21 protein-coding genes are annotated in these 21,553 nt (G+C 73.0%); 11 read left to right on the top strand and 10 right to left on the bottom strand.

Annotated features, from left to right (window positions below; genetic code table 11):
• The first annotated feature begins 264 nt into the window (after positions 1-264).
• Positions 265-2,034 (top strand): arginine--tRNA ligase, encoded by a 1,770-nt coding sequence (gene argS / locus ABZ930_RS39450; protein ID WP_361559726.1) that lies wholly within the window; start codon positions 265-267, stop codon positions 2,032-2,034.
• A gap of 28 nt (positions 2,035-2,062) precedes the next feature.
• Here argS and ABZ930_RS39445 read toward each other — a convergent pair whose 3' ends face one another.
• Positions 2,063-3,286 carry a helix-turn-helix transcriptional regulator gene (locus tag ABZ930_RS39445; RefSeq protein ID WP_361559723.1) on the bottom strand — a complete coding sequence of 408 codons (1,224 nt, stop codon included), beginning with the start codon at positions 3,284-3,286 and terminating at the stop codon, positions 2,063-2,065.
• Between the two features lie 175 nt (positions 3,287-3,461).
• Between ABZ930_RS39445 and ABZ930_RS39440 the strand changes: the two genes are divergently transcribed.
• Positions 3,462-4,193: a DUF4232 domain-containing protein gene (locus ABZ930_RS39440; protein ID WP_361559720.1), complete on the top strand. Its 732-nt coding sequence runs from the start codon at positions 3,462-3,464 to the stop codon at positions 4,191-4,193.
• Positions 4,194-4,229: 36 nt separating this feature from the next.
• The gene (locus ABZ930_RS39435) at positions 4,230-4,886 is read left to right on the top strand and encodes a nucleoside/nucleotide kinase family protein (protein WP_361559717.1); all 657 of its coding nucleotides are present in this window, start codon (positions 4,230-4,232) and stop codon (positions 4,884-4,886) included.
• Here the strand turns inward: ABZ930_RS39435 and ABZ930_RS39430 are convergent.
• Positions 4,861-6,426 carry a FadD3 family acyl-CoA ligase gene (locus tag ABZ930_RS39430; protein ID WP_361559714.1) on the bottom strand — a complete coding sequence of 522 codons (1,566 nt, stop codon included), beginning with the start codon at positions 6,424-6,426 and terminating at the stop codon, positions 4,861-4,863. The two genes, ABZ930_RS39435 and ABZ930_RS39430, sit on opposite strands and share 26 nt — an antisense overlap.
• 110 nt (positions 6,427-6,536) lie before the next feature.
• Here ABZ930_RS39430 and ABZ930_RS39425 point away from each other — a divergent pair, with 110 nt between their 5' ends.
• The 3 genes from ABZ930_RS39425 to ABZ930_RS39415 all read left to right on the top strand — a co-directional run bounded on the left by ABZ930_RS39425 (position 6,537) and on the right by ABZ930_RS39415 (position 9,072).
• Complete coding sequence (locus ABZ930_RS39425) at positions 6,537-7,688, top strand: lipid-transfer protein (RefSeq protein ID WP_361559711.1); 1,152 nt, start codon at positions 6,537-6,539, stop codon at positions 7,686-7,688.
• A gap of 155 nt (positions 7,689-7,843) precedes the next feature.
• Positions 7,844-8,302 carry an OB-fold domain-containing protein gene (locus ABZ930_RS39420; RefSeq protein ID WP_361559708.1) on the top strand — a complete coding sequence of 153 codons (459 nt, stop codon included), beginning with the start codon at positions 7,844-7,846 and terminating at the stop codon, positions 8,300-8,302.
• Positions 8,299-9,072 carry an enoyl-CoA hydratase/isomerase family protein gene (locus ABZ930_RS39415; protein ID WP_361559705.1) on the top strand — a complete coding sequence of 258 codons (774 nt, stop codon included), beginning with the start codon at positions 8,299-8,301 and terminating at the stop codon, positions 9,070-9,072. Before ABZ930_RS39420 ends, ABZ930_RS39415 begins: the two co-directional genes overlap by 4 nt.
• Here the strand turns inward: ABZ930_RS39415 and ABZ930_RS39410 are convergent.
• The 3 genes from ABZ930_RS39410 to ABZ930_RS39400 form a co-directional block, all read right to left on the bottom strand.
• The gene (locus tag ABZ930_RS39410) at positions 9,069-9,629 is read right to left on the bottom strand and encodes a hypothetical protein (protein WP_361559729.1); all 561 of its coding nucleotides are present in this window, start codon (positions 9,627-9,629) and stop codon (positions 9,069-9,071) included. The genes ABZ930_RS39415 and ABZ930_RS39410 overlap by 4 nt on opposite strands.
• Positions 9,630-9,678: 49 nt before the next feature.
• Positions 9,679-12,048 (bottom strand): PQQ-binding-like beta-propeller repeat protein, encoded by a 2,370-nt coding sequence (locus tag ABZ930_RS39405; RefSeq protein WP_361559702.1) that lies wholly within the window; start codon positions 12,046-12,048, stop codon positions 9,679-9,681.
• Positions 12,049-12,188: 140 nt separating this feature from the next.
• Complete coding sequence (locus tag ABZ930_RS39400; protein WP_361559699.1) at positions 12,189-12,971, bottom strand: VOC family protein; 783 nt, start codon at positions 12,969-12,971, stop codon at positions 12,189-12,191.
• Between the two features lie 173 nt (positions 12,972-13,144).
• Here ABZ930_RS39400 and ABZ930_RS39395 point away from each other — a divergent pair, with 173 nt between their 5' ends.
• Positions 13,145-13,792, top strand: coding sequence for a TetR family transcriptional regulator (locus tag ABZ930_RS39395; RefSeq protein ID WP_361559696.1), 648 nt, complete (start codon positions 13,145-13,147; stop codon positions 13,790-13,792).
• Positions 13,793-13,891: 99 nt separating this feature from the next.
• Here the strand turns inward: ABZ930_RS39395 and ABZ930_RS39390 are convergent, their stop codons facing one another.
• Both ABZ930_RS39390 and ABZ930_RS39385 read right to left on the bottom strand, forming a co-directional pair.
• Complete coding sequence (locus ABZ930_RS39390; protein WP_361559693.1) at positions 13,892-14,383, bottom strand: nitroreductase family deazaflavin-dependent oxidoreductase; 492 nt, start codon at positions 14,381-14,383, stop codon at positions 13,892-13,894.
• The gene (locus tag ABZ930_RS39385) at positions 14,383-15,585 is read right to left on the bottom strand and encodes an acyl-CoA dehydrogenase family protein (RefSeq protein ID WP_361559690.1); all 1,203 of its coding nucleotides are present in this window, start codon (positions 15,583-15,585) and stop codon (positions 14,383-14,385) included. The genes ABZ930_RS39390 and ABZ930_RS39385 overlap by 1 nt, the downstream gene beginning before the upstream one ends.
• A gap of 142 nt (positions 15,586-15,727) precedes the next feature.
• Between ABZ930_RS39385 and ABZ930_RS39380 the strand changes: the two genes are divergently transcribed.
• From ABZ930_RS39380 to ABZ930_RS39370, 3 genes are all read left to right on the top strand, one after another.
• Entirely contained in the window at positions 15,728-16,897 is a 1,170-nt protein-coding gene (locus ABZ930_RS39380) for an acetyl-CoA acetyltransferase (protein ID WP_361559687.1), read from the top strand.
• A 94-nt stretch (positions 16,898-16,991) separates the two neighbouring features.
• Entirely contained in the window at positions 16,992-17,564 is a 573-nt protein-coding gene (locus ABZ930_RS39375; RefSeq protein WP_361559684.1) for a dihydrofolate reductase family protein, read from the top strand.
• Positions 17,565-17,620: 56 nt separating this feature from the next.
• On the top strand, positions 17,621-18,280 hold the full coding sequence (locus tag ABZ930_RS39370) for a pyridoxal 5'-phosphate synthase (RefSeq protein WP_361559681.1): 660 nt from the start codon (positions 17,621-17,623) through the stop codon (positions 18,278-18,280).
• Here ABZ930_RS39370 and ABZ930_RS39365 read toward each other — a convergent pair.
• The 3 genes from ABZ930_RS39365 to ABZ930_RS39355 are packed head-to-tail and all read right to left on the bottom strand — an operon-like array spanning position 18,258 to position 20,114.
• The gene (locus ABZ930_RS39365; protein WP_361559678.1) at positions 18,258-19,175 is read right to left on the bottom strand and encodes a GNAT family N-acetyltransferase; all 918 of its coding nucleotides are present in this window, start codon (positions 19,173-19,175) and stop codon (positions 18,258-18,260) included. The genes ABZ930_RS39370 and ABZ930_RS39365 overlap by 23 nt on opposite strands.
• Positions 19,176-19,215: 40 nt before the next feature.
• A complete protein-coding gene (locus ABZ930_RS39360; protein WP_361559675.1) occupies positions 19,216-19,665 on the bottom strand; it encodes an OB-fold domain-containing protein in 450 nt (149 codons plus the stop codon).
• Positions 19,665-20,114 carry a DoxX family protein gene (locus ABZ930_RS39355; protein WP_361559672.1) on the bottom strand — a complete coding sequence of 150 codons (450 nt, stop codon included), beginning with the start codon at positions 20,112-20,114 and terminating at the stop codon, positions 19,665-19,667. The genes ABZ930_RS39360 and ABZ930_RS39355 overlap by 1 nt, the downstream gene beginning before the upstream one ends.
• A gap of 161 nt (positions 20,115-20,275) precedes the next feature.
• Here ABZ930_RS39355 and ABZ930_RS39350 point away from each other — a divergent pair, with 161 nt between their 5' ends.
• The gene (locus ABZ930_RS39350; RefSeq protein ID WP_361559669.1) at positions 20,276-21,433 is read left to right on the top strand and encodes an NAD(P)/FAD-dependent oxidoreductase; all 1,158 of its coding nucleotides are present in this window, start codon (positions 20,276-20,278) and stop codon (positions 21,431-21,433) included.
• Positions 21,434-21,553 lie beyond the last annotated feature (120 nt).

Genomic DNA, 21,553 nt, shown 5'->3' with positions numbered 1-21,553 from the left:
GCTCACAAGTCGTTCACCCCATTAGGTGATGGCGAAATGCGGTTAGTTTCCGGAAGGTTCGCAAGCCCGTGCCGATATGCGTAACGCACCGCCTGAGCGCAGCCTCCCCTGGACGAGCGGAGCTCGTTTCAGGGGCGCGGGGAACTGCGCGAGAAGCCCCACCGGCCGGCACCCGGCCACGAGACCGGGAAACCCCTTTGCGGCCCCGTGGGATACTGAGCGGGACTCTGAAATCAGCCCCGACCAGAACGGCAGCCCTTACCCATGGCCTCGGTCACGTCCATCACCGCCAGCGTCCACCAGCGTCTCGCCGACGCCCTCACCTCGGCCCTGCCGGAGGCGAGCGGCGCGGACCCGCTGCTGCGACGTAGCGACCGGGCCGACTACCAGGCCAACGGGATGCTGGCCCTCGCCAAGAAGGCGAAGGCGAACCCGCGGGAGCTGGCCGCCCAGGTCGTCGAGAAGATCGTCACCGGTGATCTGCTCGCCGACGTCGAGGTCTCGGGCCCCGGCTTCCTGAACGTGACGGTGACCGACAAGGCGATCACCGAGACGCTCGCGGCGCGCGCCGCCGACGGCGACCGGCTCGGCGTGCCCACGAAGGACGCCCCGGGCCTCACGGTCATCGACTACGCGCAGCCGAACGTGGCGAAGGAGATGCACGTCGGCCACCTGCGTTCCGCGGTGATCGGCGACGCCCTGCGCGGCATGCTCGACTTCACCGGCGAGCGGACGATCGGCCGGCACCACATCGGCGACTGGGGCACCCAGTTCGGCATGCTCATCCAGTACCTGACCGAGCACCCGGCCGAGCTGGCCCCGGCCGACGAGGCCGACGGCGAGCAGGCCATGTCGAACCTGAACCGGATCTACAAGGCGTCGCGTGCCGTGTTCGACTCCGACGAGGAGTTCAAGGAGCGGGCCAGGAAGCGGGTCGTCGCGCTGCAGAGCGGCGACAAGGAGACCCTCGACCTGTGGCAGCGGTTCGTCGACGAGTCGAAGGTCTACTTCTACTCGGTCTTCGAGAAGCTCGACATGGAGATCCGGGACGACGAGATCGTCGGCGAGTCGGCGTACAACGACCTGATGCCGGAGACGGCGCGGCTCCTGGAGGAGTCGGGTGTCGCGGTGCGTTCGGACGGCGCGCTCGTCGTGTTCTTCGACGAGATCCGCGGCAAGGACGGCGAGCCGGTGCCGCTGATCGTGCAGAAGAAGGACGGCGGCTTCGGCTACGCGGCCTCCGACCTGTCCGCGATCCGCAACCGGGTCACCGACCTGCACGCCACGTCGCTGCTCTACGTCGTGGACGTACGGCAGTCGCTGCACTTCAAGATGGTCTTCGAGGCGGCCCGCCGGATGGGCTGGCTCAGCGACGAGGTCACCGCGCACAACATGGGCTACGGCACGGTGCTCGGCGCCGACGGCAAGCCCTTCAAGACGCGTGCGGGCGAGACCGTGCGGCTCGAGGACCTGCTGGACGAGGCCGTCGAGCGGGCGACCGCGGTCGTGCGGGAGAAGGCCGAGAAGGTGGGCCTGACCGAGCAGGAGATCGTCGAGAACGGCCGGTACGTCGGCATCGGCGCCGTGAAGTACGCGGACCTGTCGACGTCGGCGAACCGGGACTACAAGTTCGACCTGGACCAGATGGTGTCGCTGAACGGCGACACCAGCGTGTACCTGCAGTACGCGTACGCGCGGATCAAGTCGATCCTGCGGAAGGCGGGCGACTCCGCGGAGCCCGTCGCGCACCCGGAGCTCGTACTCGCCCCGGCGGAGCGGGCGCTCGGCCTGCACCTGGACGCGTTCGGCGATCTGGTCTACGAGGCCGCCGCCGAGTACGCGCCGCACAAGCTGGCCGCGTACCTGTACCAGCTGGCGTCGCTGTTCACGACGTTCTACGACCAGTGCCCGGTGGTCAAGCCGCGCCCGGCGCAGGAGGTCGTCGAGAACCGGCTGCTGCTGTGCGACCTCACGGCCCGCACCCTGCACCAGGGCATGGCGCTCCTCGGGATCCGTACCCCCGAGAAGCTCTGACCGCGACGTACGCCCGGCCGTCCCGGCCCTACCGCTGTTCCTGGCGCTCGATCCATTCGCCGCCGCCGAGGGGATAGTCGTAGCCGGGGCGGCCGACGTCCGCGCTGGTGCGGAACGGGGTGCCGCTGTTGTCGACGCGTACGGTGCCGCGCCGGCCCCCGCTGGAGTATTCGAGGGTGAGTTCCCAGCGCACGTCGTGCGCCTTGGTGTGGGCGACGACGTAGAAGACCTCCGGGTCGGACTCGCTCACCTTGTAGGGGAAGTCGCGCTGGCCGCCCTTGACGGTGACGGCGGGGCTGCCGTCGTCCAGGTCGACGTCGAAGGACTTGGTGTCGACGCCGCCGCCGCAGCCGACGCCCATCGAGTAGTCGTTCCAGGCGAGCGGCGCCGACTTGGAGACGACGCGGACGCGCAGCGCCTCCAGGACGACGGTCTGCGCGCCGGTGCCCTGGACGGTGAGCGCGACCTCCTGCTCGCCCGAGGAGACGGCGCCGTAGGCGGCGGCCCAGCGGGTCGCGTCCTGTTCGCCGGCGGGCGGTCCGACCTGGGCCGGTTCGCTGTCGACGAGGAAGTGCTGGCTGCACGGGCTGTCGTAGACGTAGGGGCGGGTATTGACGCTCAGCGGGGCGGCGGCGCCGCCGTCCGGGGCCTTGGTGTCGCCACCGGCCTCGGCGGAGGACGACGACGCGGTCGTGCTCGCCGATGGCTTCGACTTCTCGGAGGGGCTCGCGGAGGGTGACCGCGTGGCGGACGCCGACGGGTCGCGCTCCGCGCCGGTCCGCCCGTCGGCCGTGGCCCCGGCCGCCCGCTGCCGGTCCGCGTCGCCGCCCCCGCCGCCGAGGTTCACGGCGAGCACGACGGCCCCGGTGACGGCGGCGACCGCGATGCCCGCGATGACGGCGGTGCGCCTGCGGGATGCGGCGGCGGGACCGGGGGGCGCGACGACCTCCTCGTCCGGCTCCGGTACGGGTTCGGGCGCGGGGGCGGGGTCTGCTTTTCGTCCCCGCGCCGCGTCCGCCAGGATCCACCGCCGGTGCAGCTCCACCAGCTCCTCGGGGCCGGCCTTGCAGAGCCGCGCGAGCCGTTCCACCGGCGCGTACTCGGCCGGCACCGCGGTGCCGTTGCAGTAGCGGTGCAGGGTCGACGTACTCATGTGCAGCCGCTTCGCCAGCGTGCCGTAGCTCAGCCCCGAACGGTCCTTCAACTCCCGCAGCAGCTGCGCGAACCCGTCTCCAGACACCCGTTCCTCCATGCCCCCGCGTCCCATTCCGGCGTTCCAGGGGACCGGTGTTCCCCCAGGTCAGAGCCCGTTTCAGCGTTCCAGCGTGCCGAACTTCCGGTGAGTCGTGGCACCTGGGACGGATCACCCCGCAGGCTCTGGGTCATCCAAGCACCACACCGACCCGAACTCCCAAGGGGCTCAAGCGATGACCAGCATCCGCACCTCCCGCACCCGTCTGCTGACCGCCGCCGCGACCGTCGCGATCGCCGCGCTCTCGCTCACCGCCTGCAACGACGGATCGGGCGTCAAGGACGAGGGCGCGCCGGCCGCCTCCGCCCCCACGGCGTCCTCCTCCACCGATTCCAAGGGGGCGTCGAAGGCCCCGGCGGGCGACGAAGCGACGTCCGGCTCGGACTCCGGCAGCGGCTCCGGCTCCGGCTCCGGTACGTCGTCGAAGACATCGGGCGGCACCACGGCGAAGACCCCGGCGCGTTCGGCGGCCGCCGCGAAGCCGGTCACCTGCTCCGGCGCCAACACCAGGACGGTCGCGGCCCCGCTCACCCGGCCCGTCAACCACATGCTGCTCACGGTCACCAACACCGGCGGCAAGCCCTGCTACCTGTACGGCTACCCGGTCGTCCGCTTCGGCGAGGCCCAGTCGGTTCCGCCGGTCGTCGAGGACTCCAAGCCGCAGGCCGTGGTCACGCTGAACCCCGGTGAGTCCGGGTACGCGGCGGTGCTGCTGTCCGCCGCCGACGGCAGCGGCAAGCACGGCCACACCGAGAAGAGCCTGGAGGTCATGTTCCAGCCCCGCTCCATGAGCGGCTCGCTGCCCGCGACCGCCCACCCGGCGCTGCCCGCCGACGGCGCGTACATCGACGACTCCCTGAAGGTCACGTACTGGCAGCAGGACCTGGACAACGCCGTCCAGTGGTGACGCCCGCGGTGATGACGGCCGTGAAAGGCTCGCCCCATGCCGTACGTCGATGAACTGGCCGCCCGCGCGCGAGCCCTCGTGTCCCGGGGCCCGCGCCGCGTGCTCGGCATCGCCGGGCCGCCCGGCGCCGGGAAGTCCACCCTCGCCGGGTCCGTGGTCCGCGCGCTCGGCGACAGCGCGGTGCTGGTCCCCATGGACGGCTTCCATCTCGCCGACACGGAGCTGCGCCGGCTGGGCCGCGCGGACCGCAAGGGCGCCCCGGACACGTTCGACGCGTACGGGTACGGCGCCCTCCTCGACCGGCTCCGGGCGCCGCGCCCCGGCGAGACGGTCTACGCGCCGTCCTTCGAGCGGGAGCTCGAACAGCCGCTGGCGGGCGCGCTGCCGGTGGCACCGGAGATCCCGCTGGTCGTGACCGAGGGGAACTACCTCCTGCTCGACGAGGAGCCCTGGTCGACGGCGGTCCGCCCGCGCCTCGACGAGGTGTGGTGGGTGGCGGTCGACGACACGGTGCGGGTGGAGCGGCTGGTCGCGCGGCACGTGGAGTTCGGCAAGTCCCCGGCCGAGGCGCGCGCGTGGGTGGAGCGCTCGGACGAGGCGAACGCCCGCAGGGTGGCCCCGGGCCGCGACCGGGCGGACCTGGTGGTGGACCTGGACACCGGGCGGCTCAGCCCGCCCGCAGCTCCTGCTTGACCACCTTGCCGGAGGCGTTGCGCGGCAGGTCCGTGACGAACTGGACCGCCCTGGGCACCTTGTAGTTGGCCATCTCCCGCCGGGCCCACGCGATGAGGTCGTCGCCGGTGAGCACGGAGCCCGGCCGCCGCACGACGTACGCCTTGCCGACCTCGCCGAGCCGTCCGTCGGGGACGCCGACCACGGCCACGTCGGCCACGTCGGGGTGGACGCCGAGCAGTTGCTCTATCTCGGCGGGGTAGGCGTTGAAGCCGCCGACGATGAACATGTCCTTGATCCGGTCGGTGATCCGCAGGTTGCCGTCGTCGTCGAGGACGCCGACGTCGCCGGTGTGCAGCCAGCCGTCCTCGGTGATGACCTCACGGGTGGCGGCGGCGTCCTCGAAGTACTCCCGCATGACGTTGAAGCCGCGGACGAGGACCTCGCCGGGTTCGCCGGGCGCCGCCGCCACCCGCAGTTCGGTGCCGGGGATCGCCCGGCCCGAGGTCGACGCGATCGTCTCGGGGGCGTCGCCGCGGCGGCACATGGTGACGATGCCGCTGGCCTCGGTGAGCCCGTAGGCGGTCAGGACGGTGGCGACGTGCAGTTCGCCGCGCAGCCGCTCGACCAGGCGCAGCGGCACCACGGCCGCCCCGGTCACCACCACGCGCAGCGCCGACAGGTCGTGGGCGTCGCGGGCCGGGTGGTCGAGCAGCGACTGGTGCAGGGTGGGCGGGCCGGGGAGGACGGAGATGCGCTCGGCGGCGATGTTGGCGAGCACCGTGTCCACGTTGAAGACGGGCTGCGGGATCATCGTCGCGCCGCGCATCAGGCAGGCGATGACGCCGGCCTTGTAGCCGAAGGTGTGGAAGAAGGGGTTCACGATCAGATAGCGGTCCCCTTCGCGCAGTCCGGCGAGGTCCGCCCAGATCTCGTAGCCGCGCAACGTCTGTTCGTGGCTGATGACGGCGCCCTTGGGGCGTCCCGTGGTGCCCGAGGTGAAGATGATGTCGGAGGGCGACGAGGCCGCGATCGCGCTCGCGCGCTCGGTCACCTCCTGGGCCGCCACCTTCTCGCCGGCCGCGAGGAACTCCTTCCACGTCCGGTAGCCGGGTGCGTCGGGCGCGGTGTCGGCGAGGACCACCACCTCGTCCAGGTGCGGGAGTTCGGCACCCGCCTCCTGGGCGCGGCGCAGCGAGGCGACGTAGGAGGTGCCGAGGAAGGTGCCGGTGACGAAGAGCAGCCGGGCCCGGGAGCGGGCGAGGACGTCGGCGGCCTCGGCGCCCTTGAAGCGGGTGTTCAGCGGCACGAGGACGGCGCCCGCGCTGACCGCGCCGAGCGCGGAGACGATCCAGTCCAGGGTGTTGGGGGCCCAGAGGGCGACCCGGTCGCCGGGTTCGACGCCGGAGGCCACGCAGGCCGCCGCCGCCCGTTCGACGCGCGCCCCGAGCTCGGCGTACGTGATCCGGGTGCGTCCGTCGACCACGGCCTCCCGTCCGGCGTACCGCTCGACCGCGTCCCTGATCAGTCCCGGGATGGTGCCCCACGTCTCCGCGTTCATCGACCGACCTCCCACAACGCCGTACCCGACCCGTAGCTGACTATCCGTCAGATTAGCTGTAGCCTGACGCGCTGTCAGCCCAGAGATCCAGGTGCACAGGTGGGAGTGCCATGGTGAGCAGCCTCAAGGACGCGACAGCCATCGCCGGCATAGGACAGACGGCCTTCGCGAAGCAACTCCCCGAATCCGAGAAGACCTTGGCGTGCCGGGCGATCCTGGCCGCCCTGGACGACGCGGGCCTCGCCGCGTCCGAGGTGGACGCCTTCGCCTCGTACACGATGGAGGAGACCGACGAGGTCGAGGTCGCCAAGGCCGTCGGCGCGGGCGACGTCACCTTCTTCTCCAAGGTCGGCTACGGCGGCGGCGGTTCGTGCGCGACGATCGCCCATCTCGCCGCCGCGGTCGCCACCGGCCAGGCGAGCGTGGGCGTCGCCTGGCGCTCGCGCAAACGCGGCAGCGGCCCGCGCCCCTGGAAGAACACCGCCGTCCAGCTCCCCACCCCCGCCCAGTGGACGCGGCCCTTCGGACTGCTCCGCCCCGCCGACGAGATCGGCATGCTGGCCCGCCGCTACATGCACGAGTACGGCGCCACCCGCGACCACCTCTTCAACGTCGCCCTCGCCTGCCGCAACCGGGCCAACCAGAACCCGGCCGCCATGATGTACGAGCGCCCGCTGACCCGGGACATGTACATGAACGCCCGCTGGATCAGCGAGCCGCTCTGCCTCTTCGACAACTGCCTGGAGACGGACGGCGCGCTGGCCTGCGTCATCGTCTCCGCCGAGCGCGCCCGCGATCTGCGCCACAAGCCGGTCTACATCCACGCCGCCGCGCAGGGGCTGCCCGCCCAGCACCACGGCATGGTCAACTACTGGAACGACGACCCGCTCACCGGCCCCGCCTGGACGGCGGCCCGCCACCTGTGGAAGAACTCCGACCTCACCCCGCACGACGTGGACGTGGCCCAGATCTACGACGCGTTCACCCCGCTCATCCCGCTGTCCCTGGAGGGTTACGGGTTCTGCGGCCGCGGCGAGGGCGGCGCCTTCACCGAGGGCGGCGCCCTGGAGATCGGCGGCCGCCTCCCCGTCAACACGGGCGGCGGCGGCCTCTCGGAGGCCTACGTCCACGGCTTCAACCTGATCAACGAGGGCGTGAAGCAGCTCCGCGGCATCAGCACGGCCCAGGTCCCGGACGCACGGACGTGCCTGGTGACGGCGGGCGAGGGCGTCCCGACCTCAGCAGTGCTGCTGCGGAACTAGCCCGGACGCGCACCCGGCGCTGGGGGGCCGCCTTGCCCACCCTGCCGCCCTTGGCGGCAGATTGCCCAAGACGGGGGCACGAAAGCGCCCCGCCAGGGGCGCGGGGAACTGCGCGACCAGCCACGACGAGACCGGCACTCGGAGAGGAACCGCACATGGCAGACGCGACGACCGACCACCACCTGCTCGCCCCCGTACCGGACGACGACGGCGCCCCCTTCTGGGACTACGCCGCCCGGGGCGAACTGCGCATGCAGGCCTGCGCCGACCCCGACTGCGGAGAACTCCGCTTCCCGCCCCGCCCCTGCTGCCCGCACTGCCAGTCCTTCGACTCCGAGTGGCGCAGGATGAGCGGCAAGGGCCGCATCTGGTCGTACGTGATCCCGCACCCGCCCCTGCTCCCGGCCTACGCCGCCCTGGCCCCCTACAACGCGATCATCGTCGAACTCGCCGAAGCCCCCCGCATCCGCCTGGTCGGCAACCTGGTCGCCACGGCCGACGCCCCGCTGAACTCGGTCCCCCAGGACCGGCTGCGGATCGGCGCCAAGGTCCAGGCAGTGTTCACGGAGATCGACGGCGTGCACCTCCCCCGCTGGGTCCTGGAGCGGCCATGACCGTGGACGTGACCCGCGACAAGGAGACCGGGGTGGCCGTGGTCACCCTGGACCGCCCGCACCGCCACAACGCCCTGGACGCCGCGACGATCACCGAACTCGTCGCCGCCTGGCGGGAGTTCCGGCACGACGACGGAGTCCGGGCCGTCGTGCTCACCGGCGCGGGCGAGCGCGCCTTCTGCACGGGCATCGACCGCGGCCTGGACGTCCCGCAGCCCTCGTCCCCGTACTCGATGGACGATCCGCTCCTCACGGTCGGCCCGAAGGCCAACGACCTGTGGAAGCCGGTGATCGCGGCGGTGAACGGGATGGCGTGCGGCGGCGCGTTCTACCTGCTGGGCGAGGCGGAGTTCGTCGTCGCCGACGAGACGGCGACGTTCTTCGACCCGCACACCACGTACGGCATGGTCAGCGCGTACGAGGCGATCCATCTGGCCCAGCGCATGCCGCCGGGCGAGGTGGCGCGCCTCGCGCTGATGGGGTCGGCGGAGCGGATGTCGGCCCGGCGGGCGTACGAGACCGGCCTGGTCGCCGAAGTCACCGCGCCCGGCGCCGCGTTGGCGGCGGCGGTGCGCTGCGCGGAGACCGTCGCCGCGCACCCCACCGAGGCGGTGCAGGGCACCGTGCGGGCGGTGTGGGCGGCGACGGAGGCGGCCCGCGAGCGGGCCTTCGCACAGGCACCGCACCTGATCGCCCTCGGCAATCTGCCGCCGGACCATCAGGCGGAGCTGTTCAACTCCCGTGTGCAGGGCGGCCATACGACGCGTTAGGTGTGCAGCAGCGCCTCGGGGTCGACCTCGCAGTGGTCCACCACGGCGTCCGGGCGGTCGCCGCCGACCGGCACCTTCGTGGTGACCTTCCCGTTCGCCGGGACCTTGACCTCGTGGAAGAGCGCGTTGACCGTGCCGCCGGAGGAGTCGATGAAGGCGACGTGGACATCGAAGCGCACGGCCTTGCCGTTGGGGTTGGTGACCTCGACGGTGGCGTACCGCGCCGTGGCCGTGGCGCAGGTGATCAGGCGCGCGGTGCCTTCCCGCACGGAGCTGCCGCTGCCCGTCGGCGACGGCGTGGAGCGGTGGCGCGGCCGCCACGTGGAGCCGCCGCTGCCGTAGGAATCGTCGTCATCGTCGTCGTAGTGCGAGGATCCGGACGTTCCGCCCGACGTGCTGCTCGACGAACTGTCGTGGTCCTGCGACGAGCTGCTGCACCCGCCCCCGCCGCCACTGCTGCTGTGGTGGCGGCCGTGTCCCCTGGAGAAGCCCGTCAGCGCGAGCACCACCACGGCCGCGACAGCCGTCAGCTTCAGAATCCTGCGTCCCCGTGTCATCACGCCGGGCACCATACCCGGCACGGCACGCGGGGACGCCCCTCAGGCGCTAACGACTGGTGCCGGTCCCCTTCTCCGCGTCCAGCGCGTACACACAGCGGTCCTTGCTGCACGCGTAGACGACGCCGTCGGTGACGACGGGCGTTCCGGTGATCTCGCCGCCGGTCGCCAGCTTCCAGCGCAGCCGGCCGTCGTCCGCCTTCAGCGTGTAGAGGAGGTGGTCGGTCGAGCCGAAGTGGATCCGGCCGTCGGCGACGACCGGGGAGCCGACGATCTCGCCGCCGGCCTGGAACCGCCACTTCGGCGTGCCCGTCACCGCGTCCAGCGTGTAGAGCCCCTGCCCGCTGCCCACGTGGACGTGGCCGCGCGCGACGAGGACCGGGTCGACGGCCGCGGGCCTGGCCTCGGTCGCGATGCGCCAGCGGTCACGGCCGTCGGCGGCGTCGAGCGCGTACACCGTGCCGTGGTGGTCGACGAGGTAGACACCGCCGCCGGCGACCGCGGGCCCGGGCACGAACGCGGGCGGGCTCAGGAAGACGGCCGGCGCCTCGAAGTGCCAGCGCAGCTGCCCCGAGGCGATCTCGATGGCCAGCACCCGGGCGCCCGCGGCGACGTACACGCAGCCGTCGTCGGCCGGGGTCAGCCGGACCGGCACCCCGCCGCAGGACGCGGCGTCGCCGACCGGGTACGACCAGCGCTCCTCGCCGCTCCTGGCCTCCAGGGCGCGCAGCCGCGCGTCCTGCCACACGAAGACGGTGCCCTCGTGGACGACGGGGCCCGCCTCGGGCGTCTCGAAGTCGGTCTGGCAGCCGGTGAGCTCCCACAGCGGGTCGCCGCTGACGGCCTCGCGGGCCTGGGCGCCGCCGCCGCGGGTGCCGGTGACGACGGTGCCGTGGTCGGCCTGGACGGAGTAGACCCAGGCGTCCGTCTGGAGCCGCCACAGGTCGGAGCCCTCGCGGGCGTCGAGCGCCCACAGGGTAGGCCCGTCGGAGGCGTGGATGATGCCGTCGGCGACGGTCAGCGACCAGGCGACGTCGCGGGTCTTGAAGCGGCGGCGGCCGGTGGCCACGTCGAGGGCGTGCACCTCGAAGGAGGTGACGTAGACCAGGTCGCCGGCGACCTTGGGGGTGCCCCACACGTCGTTCGACATGCGGAACCGCCACGGCCGCCAGCCGGGCGGGCCCTCCGGGGCGGGCGCGGGCGCGGGCACCACCGGGTCGGCCGAACCGTTCACGGACGGCTTTCCGCGGGACCAGGACGCGGCGAGACCCGACTCGGCGGGCGGCGCCTGCACGGCGGCGGCGCGGGCGTCGGCGACCCGGGGGCCCGGCCCGATCGGGACCTGCGCCCCGGCCAGGTGGACCGGCCCGTCGGTGGCGCGGCCCGGCCCGACGGGCGCGGCGACCGGCGACGCGGCGGGCGAACCGCGCCAGCCGTCGGTCGAGACGGGTGACGGGGGCGGCTGCGGCGGCATCGCGGGCATCGGGCCCGGGGCGCGGGACGCCTGGGGGCGGACCACGGTGCGGCTGCCGCGGCGCGACTCGATCAGCGCGACGGACCGCTCGGGCAGCCACGCGGACGCGGTGCCGCTGTCGTCGCTGCCGGAGCCGAAGAGGTGCGGGGCGAGCTGGGCCTGGAGGTCGGCCGGGGACGGGCGCAGGCCCGCCTCCATCTTCATGCAGGCCTCGATCAGCGGACTCAGCTCGTCGGGCAGCCCGTCCACGTCGGGGCCCTCGCGCAGCAGCATGAAGACGGTCTCCACCGGGTTCGCCCCGTGGAACGGCGCGTGGCCGGTCGCCGCGAAGACCAGCGTGGAGCCGAGCGAGAAGACGTCGCTGGCGCCGGTGACGCTGCGGGAGTCCTTCGCCTGCTCGGGCGACATGTAGGCGGGGGTGCCCACCGCCACGTTCGTCATGGTCAGGCGGGTGTTGGAGACCCCGGACGCGATGCCGAAGTCGATCACGCGGGGGCCGTCCTCGACGACGAGGACGTTCGACGGCTTGAGGTCGCGGTGGACCAGGCCCGCGCCGTGGATGGACTGCAGCGCCTCGGCGATGCCGGCCGCCAGCCAGCGCACCGCCTGGGCCGGCAGCGGCCCGCACTCATTCACTATTTCCTCGAGGGAGGGCGCGGGGACGTACGCGGTGGCGAGCCACGGCACGGCCGCGCGCGGGTCTGCGTCGACGACGGCGGCCGTGTAGAAGCCGGACACCGCCCTGGCCGCCTCGACCTCGCGCGTGAAGCGGACCCGGAACAGCTGGTCCTCGGCGAGCTCCGTGCGCACCGTCTTGATCGCCACGCGCCTGCCCGAGGCCGAGCGGGCCAGATAGACCAGCCCCATGCCGCCCGCGCCGAGCCGTCCCAGGACCTCGAACGGACCGATCCGCCTCGGATCGTGCTGCGTCAGCTGATCCACCACTCGCCTGCCACCTCCCCGTACGGGGCCACCGCACTCACGGCCCCCGACAGCGTCTCACCGCCGAAGCGCTACGGCGGCACGCACCCCGATTCTTCCTGTCCGGGGCCCCGGTTGCGAACCCGGGGGCACATCGGGGTGTCTCACACCTCCCGTACGGCGAACAGGGCGCCCTGGTCGTCGGCGAGCACGGTCACCCGTCCGGCCCCGGTCGGGTGCGCCGCCACCCGTATCTCGCCGCCCAGGCGGAGGGCGTCGGCGGTGGTGGCCTCCAGCTCGGAGGTGCCGAAGTGGACCAGAAAACGCCCGGTCAGCGGCGTGCCGAGGGAGGAGCGGCGGCCGGCGACCGCGGTGGCCGGGGAGGGGTCGGTACCGGCGGGCGCCCAGAGACGCAGTCCGTCGGCGTCGCCGGTTCCTCCGGCGGAGCCCCCGGCCTCGTACGCGAAGACGCTCTCGTAGAAGACGTCGGCCCGTGCGGTGTCCCGTGCCAGCAGTTCCGTCCAGCAGAAGGCGGCCGGCTCCCCGGTCACCTCGAAGCCGAGGTCGCTGCCCGCCTGCCAGAGTCCGAAGAGCCCGCCGTCACGGTCGGTGACCAGCGCCATGGTGGCGGCCGTGCCCACGGAGAGCGGTCCGGTGACCACCCGGCCGCCGGAGCGGGTGATCCGGGCGGCGGTGGCGTAGGCGTCACGGACCGCGAAATGCACGGTCCAGGCCGGTCCCCCGCCGCCGAACAGCGGGGCGAGGGCGGCGACGGCGCGGTCCTCGCTGTACGCCGCCGTGTAGTAGCCCCGCTCGGCCCCGGCGCCCTCGTCGAAGGTCCAGCCGAAGAGATCCCCGTAGAACCGTTTGCCCGTCTCGACGTCCGGCAGCTGGACGTCGGCCCAGCACGGGGCGCCTTCCGGGAACGCGCTGCGCACGGGGGCCATGGCGGCACGCTAGCGACGCAGGTCAGGGCCACACTGTTCACATTCGAACGAATGGCCAATTCCGGTCGCTCCGGGTACCGGTTTCGACCGGTGACCGGTCCCGTTTCGTGGGCCCCAACCCCATTTGCAGTCGGTCAGATCGCGCTCCGATCACCCCTCGGTAAGCTGACGGCATGACAGGACAAGTACGTACCGTCGACGGTCGTGTGGCCGGACGGCGTGGTCAGGCAACACGTCAGAAGCTGCTGGAATGCCTCGGCGAGATGCTCAGCTCCTCGCCCTACCGGGACGTCAAAGTCATTGATGTCGCACGAAAGGCGGGCACTTCACCCGCGACCTTCTACCAGTACTTCCCGGACGTCGAGGGCGCCGTCCTGGAGATCGCCGAGCAAATGGCCGCCGAAGGGGCCGAGTTGACCGGCCTGGTGGCCGACCGCTCCTGGGTCGGCAAGGCCGGCTGGGCGACCGCGCAGGAACTCGTTGACGGGTTCCTGGAGTTCTGGCGCAAGAATGACGCGATCCTGCGCGTCGTCGACCTCGGTGCGGCCGAGGGCGACAAGCGGTTCTACAAGATCCGCATGAAGATCCTGAACTCGGTGAACAACTCCCTTGCCGACGCCGTCAAGGACCTTCAGGACAAGGGCAAGGTCGACAAGGACGTGAGCCCGGCGGCCGTGGCGGGCTCGCTCGTCGCGATGCTCGCCGCGGTCGCCTCGCACCAGCGGGGCTTCCAGACCTGGGGCGTCAAGCAGGCCGAACTGAAGCCGAACCTGGCGCTGTTGGTCCACCTGGGCGTGACCGGAAAGAAGCCGACGAAGTAGCGGCACTCCCTCCCCCTGGTCCTGTCGCACGGCGGCGGTTCGCGTCATCGGCGTGAGCCGCCGCCGTTGCCTTTGGGTCCGGTGCGCGGCACGTCCGCGTCAGGGCGTGCGCCGCTCCAGCCGGAACAGCCTGATCTCCCGGTCGATCCGGGCCTGATACGCGGCGTACGGCGGCCAGAACTTCAGGGCGGCCGCCCAAGCCTCCTCCCGCTCGGCCGAGTTGAGCAGCCGCGCGGTGACCGGAATGTCCTTCCCGCGCCAGTTGATCTCGACGTCGGGGTGGGCCAGCAGATTCGCCGTCCACGCCGGATGTCCGGGCCGTCCGAAGTTCGACCCGATCAGCAGCCAGGTACCCGGCCCGTCCGCGCTCTCCTCGGGCATGCAGGCGAGCGGCGTACGCCGTTCGAGGCCGCTCCTCGCGCCGCGCGCGGTGAGGATGACCCCGGGCAGCATCTGGGCGCTGACCAGCACTTTTCCCCTGGTCAGCCGGTGGACGGCGCGGTCCATGGCCGGGATGACGTGCGGCGCGAGCCGGGCGAAGGTCCGGGTCGACGACACCTTCTGCACGAGCCGGAGCCCCGGCGGCGCCATCAGGCGCTCACCGCGGCGGCCGGGCCGAACAGTCCCGCGCTCTGCGCGGCGCGGGCCCGCAGCAGGTGCACGGGCCCGAAGAGCAGCTCGTCGCCCGCGGCCCGCTTCAGATAGAGATGGGCGTCGTGCTCCCAGGTGAAGCCGATGCCGCCGTGCAGCTGGACGGCCTCGGCGGCGGCGGTGCGCAGCGCCTCCAGGGCCTGGGCGAGCGCGAGGGCTCCGGCCCGCTCGCCGCCGGGGTCGCCCGCGGCCCAGGCGGCGTAGTACGCGGCGGAGCGCGCCGCCTGCACCGTCACGTACACATCGGCGAGCCGGTGCTTGACCGCCTGGAACGAGCCGATGGGCCGCCCGAACTGCTCGCGCTCCTTGACGTACTGGACGGTCCGCTCCAGGGCCCGGTCGGCGGCGCCGACGGCGTCGGCGGCGAGCAGGGTGGCGGCGGTGTCACCGGCCGCGGCGAGCGCGGCCTGCACGTCGGCCCCTTCCTCGCCCAGCAACTCCGCCGCCACGTCGCGCAGTTCGACGCGGGCCTGCGGCCGGGTCTCGTCGAGCGAGGTCTGCCGGGTGCGGACGAGTCCGGCGGCGCCCTCGCGCACGAGGAACAGCAGGGTGCGGGAGCGGGCGAAGCCGCCGGTGTGCGCGGCGACCAGGAGGAGGCCCGCGCTGTGCCCGTCGAGGACCTGCTCGGCCTGCCCGTACAGGTGCCAGCCGCCCTCGCTCCCCTGGGCCCGGCGGGCCTGGACGCCGCCCGCGCGCCCGCCGCCGGCCCAGTCGCCGGTGTTCTCCGCGACCAGGCCGAGGGCCGTGGCCAGGCCGGTGCCGGGGACGGCGAGGGCCGCGGCGAGGCGGCCGCCGGCGATCTCCGGGAGCAGTGCGTCCCGCTGGGCGTCGGTGCCGAGCGCGGCGATCAGCGGGGCGGCGAGCCCGCAGGTCGCGAAGAGCGGGGAGGGCGCGAGGACCCGGCCCAACTCCTCCTGTGCGAGACAGAGTTCGGTGACGGTGGCGCCGACCCCGCCGTACCGCTCGGGCAGCGCGAGGCCCGGCAGGCCGAGGTCGGTGCCGAGTGCGCCCCACAGGGCGAGGTCGTGGCCTGCCGGGGTGCGGGTGGCGGCTTTGACGTCGTCCGGGGTGCAGCGTTTCGTGGTGAGTTCGCGCAGGGTACGGCGGATCTCCTGCTGTTCCTCGGTGAACGTGGCGTCCATGCGGGCCCCTTTCTGACGGGGCGTCATGTTAAGGCCCGGCGCCGCGCATGCCCAGACTTTCGAAGCACCCCGTCAGGGGCGCGGTTCCCCGTACCCCTGGCGGGGCTGACGGTGAACCCGAATCTGATGTACCGTCAGATTTATGACTGGCCCCCATCACAAGGTCGCCATCACGGGCATCGCCCTCTCCGACTGCGGCCGGGTCGACGAAGCCACCCCCTACGCCCTGCACGCCCAGGCCGCCCGCAGGGCCCTGGCCGACGCGGGACTCACCCCCGACGTGATCGACGGGGTCGCGAGCGCCGGACTCGGCACCCTCGCCCCGGTCGAGGTCGCCGAGTACCTGGGGCTCAAACCCCGTTGGGTGGACTCGACGTCGGTCGGCGGCTCCACCTGGGAGGTGATGGCGGCGCACGCGGCGGACGCCATCGCCGCCGGGCACGCCCGCGCCGTCCTGCTGGTCTACGGTTCGACGGCCCGCGCCGACATCAAGGCGAAGCGGCGCACCTCGAACCTGTCGTTCGGCTCCCGGGGCCCGCTCCAGTTCGAGGTCCCGTACGGGCACACGCTCATCGCCAAGTACGCGATGGCGGCCCGCCGCCACATGCACCAGTACGGGACGACGCTCGACCAGCTCGCCCAGGTCGCGGTCCAGGCCCGGCAGAACGCGGCGGCGAACCCGGACGCGATGTTCCGCGACCCGATCACGGTCGACGACGTGCTCGCCGGGCCGATGATCGCCGACCCGTTCACCAAGCTGCACTGCTGCATCCGCTCCGACGGCGGCGCGGCGGTGCTGATGGTCGCCGCGGACCTGGTGCCGGACTGCGCGACGTCCCCGGTCTGGGTGCTCGGCTCGGGCGAGCACGTCTCGCACACCACCATGTCGGAGTGGGACGACTTCACGGTCTCCCCCGCAGCGGTCAGCGGGCGGCTCGCCTTCGAGCGGGCCGGGGTGTCGCCGTCCGAGATCGACGTCGCGGAGATCTACGACGCCTTCACGTACATGACGCTGGTGACCCTCGAAGACCTCGGTTTCTGCGCCAAGGGCGAGGGCGGGGCCTTCGTCGAGAAGGGCCGGCTGCTGCGCGACGGAGAGCTGCCGACGAACACCGACGGCGGCGGCCTGTCCGCCCAGCACCCCGGGATGCGCGGACTGTTCCTGCTGGTGGAGGCGGTGCGGCAGCTGCGCGGAACGGCGGGCGGCCACCAGGTGCGCAAGCCCGACGGCTCGCTGCCCGCGCTCGCCGTGGCGTCCGGGACGGGTGGCTGGTTCTGCTCGTCGGGGACGGTGGTGCTCGGCCGGGAATGACCGGCCCGCGCTCTCACCGATGAGTTTCTTTGTCGGTCGCGGTCATCATGGGCGTACGGACGACGACCGACCCGAAGAAACCAGGAGACCTCCCATGCGTACGCTCATCAGCACCGCTTTCGTCTCGCTCGACGGCGTGATGGAGGCCCCGGGCGGCGAGAGCGGCTACCGCAACGCCGGCTGGACGTTCAAGGACATCGAGTTCGTGCCCGAGGCCTTCGAGATCAAGGGCCGGGAGCAGAAGGAAGCGGCGGCGATGCTGCTCGGCCGGGCCAGCTACGAGGCGTTCAGCCCGGTGTGGCCCGGCATGGAGGAGTTCGGCGACTACAAGGACCTGCCGAAGTACGTCGTCTCGACCACGCTCACCGAGGACGCGCTGGTCTCCGACTGGGGCCCGACCACGATCCTGCGCTCGCTCGACGAGGTGGCCGCGCTGAAGGAGACCGAGGGCGGTCCGGTCATCGTCCACGGCAGCATCGCCCTGAACCACGCCCTCTCCGACGCGGGCCTCATCGACCGCTACCACCTGCTGGTCTTCCCCCTGCTCCTCGGCGCGGGCAAGCGCCTGTTCAGCACCGCGGACCAGGACACCCGCAAGCTGCGGCTCGTGGAGCAGGAGGCGTATGCGAACGGGGTGCAGAAGCAGGTCTTCGACGTGGTCCGCTGACCCCGCGGCACCGTGGCGGGCCCGTCGCGCGGCCGCATCGCGGGGACAATCACCCCATGACGACCGACCTTCAAGCCCTGCTGCGGTCCCTGCGCGTCTGGGACACCGAGCTGCCCGCCTTCGACCCCGGGGCCGCCCCGGCCGAGCCGCTGCCGCTGTTCGTGGAGTGGTTCGCGGCGGCCGTGGCGGCCGGGCAGACCGAGCCGCACACCCCCTCGCTCGCCACCACCGACGCCGAGGGCCGGGCCGATGTCCGTACGGTGATGCTGCACGGCGCCGACACGGCCGACGGCTGGACCTTCGCCTCGCACGCCGGCAGCGCCAAGGGCCGCCAGCTCGCCGCCCGCCCGTACGCGGCGCTCGGCTTCTACTGGCCGGTGCAGGGACGGCAGATCAGGGTGCGCGGCCCCGTCCGCACGGCGCCCGCCGAGGTCGCGGCCGCGGACCTGCACGCCCGCTCGACCGGCGCGCTCGCCGCCGCGCTGACCGGCCACCAGAGCGAAGTCCTGCCGTCCGTCGAGGAGTTGGACCGGGCGTCGCAGGCGGCGTGGGAGCGGGCACAGCGCGAGCCGGACGCCCCGGTCGCGTCCTGGACGGCGTACGCGCTCCAGCCGGACGAGGTGGAGTTCTTCCAGGGGGACGCTCGGCGACGCCATGTGCGGCTCAGGTACCGCCGCGCGGACTCCGGTTGGGTCAAGGAGCTGCTGTGGCCGTGACCGGCGGGGTGAACGCCAGGACGGTGAAGTCCCGCACCGGGCGGTAGCCGAGGCGCTGATAGAGGGCGTTGCTCGTCGGGTTGGCCAGATCGGTGAAGAGCAGCACCTCGTCGGCGCCCCGCTCCACCGCGACCCGGCTGACCTCGGCCGTGACGGCCCCCGCGTAGCCCCGGCCGCGATGCGCCTTCGGCGTGAAGACGGAGGCGACGCGCACGCTCCCGGCGGCGGGCCGGGTGGCCGCGGCCATCGCCACCGGTGTGCCGTCGACCACCTCCCACAGCGTGACCCCGCCGTACGGGAGCCGGGAGTCGGTCCAGGCCAGGGCCTGCTCCTCGGTGAACTCGCCGGGAAGTCCCCCGTGGGCCTCGTCGCCGAAGTCCTTGATCCAGCCCGCCACGCGGGCCCGGTCCGCCGCCCCGGCCACCCGGGCCCGGCCCCCCGGCGCCGGGTCGGGCGGGGTCAGCCGGTCGAGCCGGTACAGCCGCTGCGCCGCGCGCTCGTCGACCGTGCCGCCCGGGTGCCGCTCCAGCCAGGCGCCGGCGACGGCACGGGCACCCTCCACCGGTCCGTTCACCGCGGAGCAGCCCTCGCCGTCGAGCGCTGCGACCAGGGACCGTGCGGCGCCGGGCCCGAGCGGGCCGACCACCGCGGGAGACGGCGGCGTCCACAGAAAACTCCCCGCGACCCGCCCGCCCGCGACCCGCCACACCCCGAACCGCGGCCGCACCCCGGCGAACCTCGGCTCCCCGGCGAGCAGGCCCGCGGTGACGCTCAGCTGGACGGTGTGCAGGGCCCGGTCGGCGCGCAAATAAGGTCCGGCGGCGCGCTCGAACTCCGCCGGGTCCGTGGTGAGTTCCCAGGTTCCGGCGGCGGGCTGCGCGGGCGTCGGCGTCATCCGTCCATGATGGCGACGCCCCCGGCACCCCGCACCCGAGTTACCCGCCCGCCCACGGCCGGAACACCGGCACCGTCACCCCGCCGTCGCCCTCGCCCTTGCCCTCGCCATCGCCGTCCGCGCGGAAGCAGACCTCCAGTTCCATCCCCACCCGCAGCGCCGCCTCCCCGCACTCCACCACCTCGGTCATCATCCGCGGCCCCTCGGCGAGATCGACGACCGCGGCGACGTACGGGGTGCGGGTGCCGAAGGGCGGCAGGTCGTTACGGTGCACGACGGACCAGGTGTAGAGGGTGGCCCGGCCCGACGCGGGCCGCCAGTGCACGTCCTCGCTCCAGCAGTACGGGCAGAACTCGCGCGGATAGTGGTGCCCACGCCCGCACGCCGCGCAGTGCCGCAGCAGCAACGTGCCCTCGGCGGCGGCCTCCCAGTAGGGGCGGGTGAAGGCGTCGACGTCGGGCAGGTCGAAGCGCGGTGGCGAGGCGCCCATCAGAACAGTCCGATCGCGTGGTCGAGGGACCAGGTCTGCCAGGACACGGCGCCGAGCGCGACGACCGAGATCAGCCCCATCATCGCGTTCTGCCCCTGCTCGGCCCAGTCGTGGATCATGAGCGTGAAGTACAGGAGGTTCAGGAGCAGCCCGCCCACCAGCGCGACCGGCGTCAGGAATCCCAGCACCAGGCCGAGTCCCAGGGCGAGTTCGGCGTACACGACCACGTACGCCATGGTCTTCGGCCGTGGCTTCACGACGACGTCGAAGCCGCTCCGGACGGCGTTCCACCGGTGCTTGCCCGCGACGTCGGCGGCCCACGCGATCCCGGTGCCGCGCTCGAACCAGCCCTTCTTGTCCTTGTGCCGCCAGCTCTCCAGCCACCACAGGCCGAGCCCGATCCGCAGCACGGCGAGCCACTCGGCCCCACTGAGGCCCATCGCATCCATGAAGTCCGGCCCCTCCTCGCGTATCTGACGGTACGTCAGTTCACCGCATCCGCCCCTCGCCCGCAAGGGCGCGGACGGCCCCGGCACCCCGTGATCAATCCGCAACCGGTTTCCTCTTTGACCGGACCCCATCAAACGGAACGTCGATCTACGCTCCGCTCATGACCGACGCCCATCCCACGCCGGCCCGCAGCCACGAGCGCCCTCCGGTGTACGTCATCGGCGGCGGCCCGGGCGGCCTCGCCGCGGCCGCGAGCCTCAGGGCCCACGGCGTACGCGCCGTCGTGCTGGAGAAGTCGGACCGCGTCGGGGCCTCCTGGCGCGCCCACTACGACCGGCTCCACCTGCACACCACGCGCCGCCTGTCCGCGCTGCCCGGCCTGCCCATCCCGCGCCGCTTCGGCCGCTGGGTCTCCCGCGACAACGTCGTGCGGTACCTGGAGAAGTACGCCGAGTTCCACGATCTGGAGGTGGTGACCGGCGTCGAGGTGACACGCGTCGACCGCACCGCCGACGGCACCGGCTGGCACCTGCGCGCCAGCGGCGGCCGCGAGCTGACGGCGCACGCCGTCGTCGTCGCCACCGGCTACAACCACACCCCGCGGCTGCCCGACTGGCCCGGCAGGGCGACGTTCACCGGCCGGCTCCTGCACGCGAGCGAGTACCGCAATCCGGCCCCCTACGCCGGACAGGACGTCCTCGTCGTCGGCGTCGGCAACACCGGCGCGGAGATCGCCGTCGACCTGACCGAGGGCGGCGCCGCCCGGGTCCGGCTCGCCGTGCGCACCGCCCCGCACATCGTGCGCCGCTCCACGCTGGGCTGGCCCGCCCAGCTCACCGGCATCCTCTGCCGCCGCCTCCCGGTGTCCCTGGTGGACCGACTGGCCGTGCCGCTCGGCAAGTTGAGCGTCCCGGACCTCTCCGCCCAGGGGCTGCCGCGCCCGGACACGGGCCTGTACGCGCGGGTGCGGGAGGGGTCCATCCCGGTGCAGGACGTCGGGCTCATCGACGCGGTCCAGCGCGGGAAGGTCGAACCGGTGGGCGCCGTCGAGTCGTTCGACGGCGACACGGTGGTCCTGGCGGACGGCACCCGGATCACCCCCGACGCGGTGATCGCCGCGACCGGCTACCGCCAGGGTCTGGAGGACCTCGTCGGCCACCTCGGCGACGTACTGGACCCGCGCACCGGCCGCCCGCGCACGCCCCATCCACTGCCCGGCCTCTACTTCCAGGGCTACACGAACCCGATCTCCGGCATGTTCCGCGAGATGGCCCGCGACGCCGACCGCATCGGCAGGGCGGTGGCCAAGACCTCCTGACGGCCGGTGGCCGCTTCTCGCGCAGTTCCCCGCGCCCCTGAAACGAGCTCCGCTCGTCCAGGGGAGGCTGCGCGCAGCGCATGCCTCAGGGGCGCGAACACCGGTAGTCCGCCGGATACG

The sequence above is a fragment of the Streptomyces sp. NPDC046716 genome, assembly GCF_040645755.1.
Classification (GTDB): domain Bacteria; phylum Actinomycetota; class Actinomycetes; order Streptomycetales; family Streptomycetaceae; genus Streptomyces.
Note: the sequence above shows the minus strand (reverse complement) of the source record. Positions and strands in the feature narration are given on the sequence as shown.

Bases quoted from the DNA above. Each gene is read 5' to 3' on its own strand.
- argS (WP_361559726.1), top strand. From the start codon at position 265: ATGGCCTCGGTCACGTCCATCACCGCCAGCGTCCACCAGCGTCTCGCC.
- ABZ930_RS39445 (WP_361559723.1), bottom strand. From the start codon at position 3,286: ATGGAGGAACGGGTGTCTGGAGACGGGTTCGCGCAGCTGCTGCGGGAG.
- ABZ930_RS39440 (WP_361559720.1), top strand. From the start codon at position 3,462: ATGACCAGCATCCGCACCTCCCGCACCCGTCTGCTGACCGCCGCCGCG.
- ABZ930_RS39435 (WP_361559717.1), top strand. From the start codon at position 4,230: ATGCCGTACGTCGATGAACTGGCCGCCCGCGCGCGAGCCCTCGTGTCC.
- ABZ930_RS39430 (WP_361559714.1), bottom strand. From the start codon at position 6,426: ATGAACGCGGAGACGTGGGGCACCATCCCGGGACTGATCAGGGACGCG.
- ABZ930_RS39425 (WP_361559711.1), top strand. From the start codon at position 6,537: ATGGTGAGCAGCCTCAAGGACGCGACAGCCATCGCCGGCATAGGACAG.
- ABZ930_RS39420 (WP_361559708.1), top strand. From the start codon at position 7,844: ATGGCAGACGCGACGACCGACCACCACCTGCTCGCCCCCGTACCGGAC.
- ABZ930_RS39415 (WP_361559705.1), top strand. From the start codon at position 8,299: ATGACCGTGGACGTGACCCGCGACAAGGAGACCGGGGTGGCCGTGGTC.
- ABZ930_RS39410 (WP_361559729.1), bottom strand. From the start codon at position 9,629: ATGACACGGGGACGCAGGATTCTGAAGCTGACGGCTGTCGCGGCCGTG.
- ABZ930_RS39400 (WP_361559699.1), bottom strand. From the start codon at position 12,971: ATGGCCCCCGTGCGCAGCGCGTTCCCGGAAGGCGCCCCGTGCTGGGCC.
- ABZ930_RS39395 (WP_361559696.1), top strand. From the start codon at position 13,145: ATGACAGGACAAGTACGTACCGTCGACGGTCGTGTGGCCGGACGGCGT.
- ABZ930_RS39390 (WP_361559693.1), bottom strand. From the start codon at position 14,383: ATGGCGCCGCCGGGGCTCCGGCTCGTGCAGAAGGTGTCGTCGACCCGG.
- ABZ930_RS39385 (WP_361559690.1), bottom strand. From the start codon at position 15,585: ATGGACGCCACGTTCACCGAGGAACAGCAGGAGATCCGCCGTACCCTG.
- ABZ930_RS39380 (WP_361559687.1), top strand. From the start codon at position 15,728: ATGACTGGCCCCCATCACAAGGTCGCCATCACGGGCATCGCCCTCTCC.
- ABZ930_RS39375 (WP_361559684.1), top strand. From the start codon at position 16,992: ATGCGTACGCTCATCAGCACCGCTTTCGTCTCGCTCGACGGCGTGATG.
- ABZ930_RS39370 (WP_361559681.1), top strand. From the start codon at position 17,621: ATGACGACCGACCTTCAAGCCCTGCTGCGGTCCCTGCGCGTCTGGGAC.
- ABZ930_RS39365 (WP_361559678.1), bottom strand. From the start codon at position 19,175: ATGACGCCGACGCCCGCGCAGCCCGCCGCCGGAACCTGGGAACTCACC.
- ABZ930_RS39360 (WP_361559675.1), bottom strand. From the start codon at position 19,665: ATGGGCGCCTCGCCACCGCGCTTCGACCTGCCCGACGTCGACGCCTTC.
- ABZ930_RS39355 (WP_361559672.1), bottom strand. From the start codon at position 20,114: ATGGATGCGATGGGCCTCAGTGGGGCCGAGTGGCTCGCCGTGCTGCGG.
- ABZ930_RS39350 (WP_361559669.1), top strand. From the start codon at position 20,276: ATGACCGACGCCCATCCCACGCCGGCCCGCAGCCACGAGCGCCCTCCG.